The sequence below is a fragment of the Amycolatopsis sp. NPDC004169 genome (assembly GCF_040610315.1).
In the GTDB taxonomy this organism is placed as follows: domain Bacteria; phylum Actinomycetota; class Actinomycetes; order Mycobacteriales; family Pseudonocardiaceae; genus Amycolatopsis.
This window is the reverse complement of the sequence record NZ_JBEXMD010000061.1, coordinates 1-4,703: the sequence shown is the minus strand read 5'-3', so window position 1 is coordinate 4,703 and position 4,703 is coordinate 1. Positions and strand designations below refer to the sequence as shown.

Here is a 4,703-nt window from a genome sequence, read left to right as displayed (position 1 = left end):
GTCAGCTCAACCCATCCGTCGCGGCGAACGCCATGGGAGGAGTCTCACTCGACCGTGGATCGGTAAATCCCTAGTAGTGCCAGCACAAGGCCGGAAACGCGAAGAGCACGAACCCCGCGGGGTTCGTGCTCTTCGCCGAAAAACCGGTGGAAGCGCTACCAGCCGGCCGACACCAGGAGATCGCCGAAGTCGCGCTCGCGCTCGGCTTGGCGCAGGTCCGATTCCACCATCATCTGCATCAGCTCGGTGAAGTCCACTTCGGGCGCCCAGCCGAGTTCGGTGCGGGCGCGGGTGTTGTCCGCGCACAGCGTCTCCACCTCCGCCGGGCGCACCAGCGCCGGGTCGATCACGACGTGATCGCGCCAATCCAGGCCGACGCACTCGAAGGCGATCCGCACCGCGTCCCGGACCGAGTGCATCTTCCCCGTGCCCACCACGTAGTCGCCGGCGACGGGCTGCTGCAGCATCAGGTGCATGGCACGCACGTAGTCACCGGCGTAGCCCCAGTCGCGCACCGCGTCCAGGTTGCCGAGGTGGAGCTTGTCCTGGAGGCCGAGCTTGATCTGCGCCACCGCCAGGGTGATCTTGCGGGTCACGAACTCCGCCCCGCGCCGGGGTGATTCGTGGTTGAACAGCATCCCGGAGACCCCGTACATCCCGAAGGACTCCCGGTAGTTGCGGGTGATGAAGTGCCCGTAGGCCTTGGCGACCCCGTACGGGCTGCGCGGGTGGAACGTGGTCGTCTCGCGCTGCGGCGTCTCGGCCACCTTGCCGAACATCTCCGAGGAGGAGGCCTGGTAGAACCGGATCTGGTTGTCCACGGTCGGGGTGCGCGAGCCGCTCAGCCCGCTGACCACCCTGATGGCCTCCAGCATGCGCAGCACGCCCATGCCGTTGACCTCGGTGACGAGTTCCGACTGCTGCCAGGACATCGGCACGAACGAGATGGCCCCGAGGTTGTACACCTCGTGCGGCTGCGCGGCGTCGACCGCGGAGACCAGGCTGGCCTGGTCCATCAGGTCACCGTCCACAAAGGTCACATCACCGAGCAGCCTGCTCACCCTCGACTTCCGCGGGTTCGCCTGGCCGCGGATGAGCCCCCAGACCTGGTATCCCTGCTCCAGCAGGTGTTCGGCCAGGTAGGAGCCATCCTGCCCGGTTATCCCGGTGATCAGTGCGCGCTTGGTCATGCGCCGCACCCCTTTCTTCGCGACGAGCCGGACAGCGGGCTTCGGATCTCCTGCCCGGTCCGACCGTCGCAACCGGCCGGACCAGTGTCAATCGAACTCGAAGCGGTACTGGGAAAATCCCGAGAGTTGCCGGGCCGATCCCTCGATCGGCGTTGCGGAGCAACGGTTTCGCGGACGCCTCAACCGGTTTCCTGGGGCACCAGGGCCGCACCGAGCCGGTCGAGCAGGGCGTCCACCCGCTCGGCCATCCCGGGACCGTCCCACCAGGACAGCGTCAGGTCGGTCCGCCCGTCGCCTTCGGTGGCGACGACGGACAACGCGGCACCGGGCTCCATCGGGCACAGCGCGTACCCGGCCGCCGCGGTGAAGTCATCGGTGTGGAACCACCCGGGCCGCACCGGACCCAGGTGGTACACCTCGGCCAGCAGGCTGTGCCGGTCGTCGCGCCGCGCGCCGCGGTCGACCCGCCGGACGATGTGCCGCAGCAGCGGCAGGGGTGCCTTGAGGACCTCCGCGCCCGGCGCGTCGACCCGGCAGGTCCGGTCCGCGAGCGCGGCGGCCAGCTGCCGGTCCACGTCCGGCCAGGCGTCCCCGGCCCGCAGGTCCAGCGAGACGGCCAGGGAGAGGTTGCCCGTCGACCGGATCCCCGGGTGGCCGGGGCGCACGTCGACCACGAAGCCGACCGGGGCGACGGCGTGCCCGGACAGCTCCACCAGCGCCGCGGCCAGCCGCGCCTCGAGCGCCGGGACGGTGCCCTCGATCGTGCGCCGCCGCCAGAGCTGCCGCCGCAGGTCGGCCCCGGGCGGAACGCCGAGCAGGGCGGGCACCCCGGACCCGGATTCGGACCCGGATTCGGATCCGGATTCGTCCGCTTTCCGGTGGAGGGGATCGTCGAGGTCTTCGAAGGTGGCGGCCGACGTGGCGCCGACCGGTTCTTCGCCGCGCAGGACCCGGAACACGTCACGGGCCCACCACAGCAGCCCGCGCGCGTCCATCACGGCGTGCCCGGCCCGGAACACCACCGTCGGCTGCGGCCCCGGGAACAGCACCACCTCGCACGTGCGGCCCGCGCGCCCGGGCAGCGGTGTGCGCAGCTCGGGCGCCTCGGCCGGAACGCCGGGCGCCACCGTCACCGCCGGCGTGACGCCGCTGTCCACCCAGGTGCGGCCGCGGCGGACGAGCCGGGCGCCCGGGCAGGCCCGTGACGCGATCGCCACCGCGCGGCGCAGGTCTGCGGGGTCGATGTGCCCGGCGCCCTCGACGCACAGGTTCAGCGCCGCCGACACCCGGCGCGGGAACCCCAGGAACCACCACTCGATCGGATCGATCCGGCGGGTGAAACCGGTGCCGGCGTTCGTAGGCACGCTCATGTCACTGCCCCGCCCGGGCCTGCACGGCCAGTTCGGCCACGTGCTCGACGGTCGTCCGGCGGATGATCTCGGGCAGGCGGCTGACGAACGCGCGCTCGCCCTCCGGGCCGGTCGCGTGCCGGGCGACCTGCGCGACCATGGTGATCAGCGACAGCGAGTCGCCGCCGAGCCGGTGGAAGTCGCTGGCGCCGTGCAAGCGGTCGACTTCGACGCCGAGCACCTGCGACCAGATCCGCGCCACGGTGTCCTCCATGCCTTCGAGCGCCCCGCCGGCCACCGGCTCCGCGTCCCCGAACGGATCGGGCAGCGACGCGGCCGCGATCTTGCCGTTCATCGAGCGCGGGAACTCCGCGACCGGCACGATCGCGGCCGGCACCATGTAACCGGGCAGCCGGTCGGCCAGGTAGCCGGTGAGCTCGCCGACGTCGACCGGGCCGTTCGCGGCGGTGACGTACCCGCACAACGTCTTGTCGCGGTGGCCCGGCCGGGTGCGCGCGACGACCACGGCGCCGGACACGGCCGGGTGCGTTTCCATGGTCCGGGCGATCTCGGCGGGCTCGATGCGGTGGCCGAGCACCTTGAGCTGGTCGTCGATCCGCCCGCAGAACTCCAGGCCGCCGCCGGGCAGCCGGCGCACGACGTCGCCCGTGCGGTAGACGCGGCTGCCGTCGGCGAGCCGGACGAACCGCTCGCGCGTCAGGTCGGGACGGCCCCGGTAGCCCCGGGCGAGCTGGCTGCCGCCGATGTACAGCTCGCCGGGCTCGCCGGGGGCGACGTAGCCGCGGCCGGGGTCGAGCACGTGGTAGGTCACACCGGCGTACGGCAGGCCGATCGGCACGGCCGCGCCCTCGTCGCGGTCGGCGTCGAAGTCGTGGTGGCCGACGCCGATGGTGGCCTCGGCCGGTCCGTACATGTTGGTGATCAGGCAGTCGGGCCCGAACACCTCCCTGGCCCGCAGGGCCACCCCGCGGGTGAACTGCTCGCCGATGACCAGCAGCCTGCGCACCGAGCCCGGCCGCAGCTGCAGGCGGGTGATGAGGTCGAGGTGCGACGGGGTGAGGGACAGCGTCGTCGCCCCGGCGTCGAGGATCTCCTGCAGGCCGAGGTGGCTGATCTCGTCGCGCAGCAGCTGCAGCGTGCCGCCGACGGTGAGCGGCAGGATCAGGGAGAGCTGGGCGAGGTCGAAGGACAGCGAACAGAGCAGGGGCAGCCGGGTGTCCGGGCCGATGCCGTGTTCCTTCGCCGCACAGGTCGCGTACGCCGCGATGCTGCGGTGTTCGATTTCGACGCCCTTGGGCCGGCCGGTCGAACCCGAGGTGTAGACGACGTAGGCGAGGTCGCCGGGCGCCGGGGCGGCCGGCTCCAGGTCGGCGTCGCGCGGGAGGTCGTCGAGCACGAGCCCGGCGCAGCCGTGCGGGCGGTGGTCGCGCCGGTCGTGCGGGCGGGTGGCCAGGCAGGCCACGGCCTGCGCGTCGGCCAGGAGGGTCCGGATGCGGGTGTCCGGGTGCTTGGGGTCCATGGGCAGGTAGGCGGCGCCGGCCAGCAGGGTGCCCCACGCGCCGGCGACGGCGTCCACGGTCTTGTCGGCGAGCAGCCCGACCACGTCCTCGCGGCCGACTCCGAGCTCGCGCAGGGACTTCGCGACCCCGCGCACCCGCCGGGCCAGCTCGGCGTAGGTGACCTCACCGTCCGACGCACTCACCGCGATGGCGTCCGGACGGCGGCGGACCTGGTCCAGGAACCGGTCCACGATGCCGGGTCCCGGGTCCGGCAGCGCCGCGGACGTCAGCCGGCCCTGCCGGCGGTGGGCGGCCGGGGCGAGCGCCTCGCCGACGGTGTCGAGCAGCGCGTCCACCCGGTCGGACATGCCGGGGCCGTCCCACCAGGCCACCGTGAGGTCGGTGCGGCCGTCGCCCTCGGTCGCCACGACGGACACCGGCGTGGCCGGCTCCATCGGCGACACCATGTACGTGCCGGCGGCCTCGAACGTGCCGGTGTGGAACCAGTCCGCGGGCACCCGGCCGAGGTTGTTCACGTTGGCCGTGGCGCTGAACCGGTCCTCCCGGCGGGGCGGGGCCGAGCCGCCCCGCGCGGACGAACCACCGCACCGCCCCGCGGCGGCCGGGACTGGGGGGGGTGCGGG

General features: G+C 73.1%; 3 protein-coding genes. All 3 read right to left on the bottom strand.

Annotated elements, in window-relative coordinates:
- Positions 1 to 155: 155 nt before the first annotated feature.
- Positions 156 to 1,190: a GDP-mannose 4,6-dehydratase gene (locus tag ABZX11_RS44320; protein ID WP_354924695.1), complete on the bottom strand. Its 1,035-nt coding sequence runs from the start codon at positions 1,188 to 1,190 to the stop codon at positions 156 to 158.
- Between the two features lie 179 nt (positions 1,191 to 1,369).
- Positions 1,370 to 2,560: a hypothetical protein gene (locus tag ABZX11_RS44315; RefSeq protein ID WP_354924693.1), complete on the bottom strand. Its 1,191-nt coding sequence runs from the start codon at positions 2,558 to 2,560 to the stop codon at positions 1,370 to 1,372.
- Between the two features lies 1 nt (position 2,561).
- On the bottom strand, positions 2,562 to 4,703 hold a 2,142-nt coding region (locus tag ABZX11_RS44310; protein ID WP_354924691.1), incomplete at its 5' end, for a non-ribosomal peptide synthetase.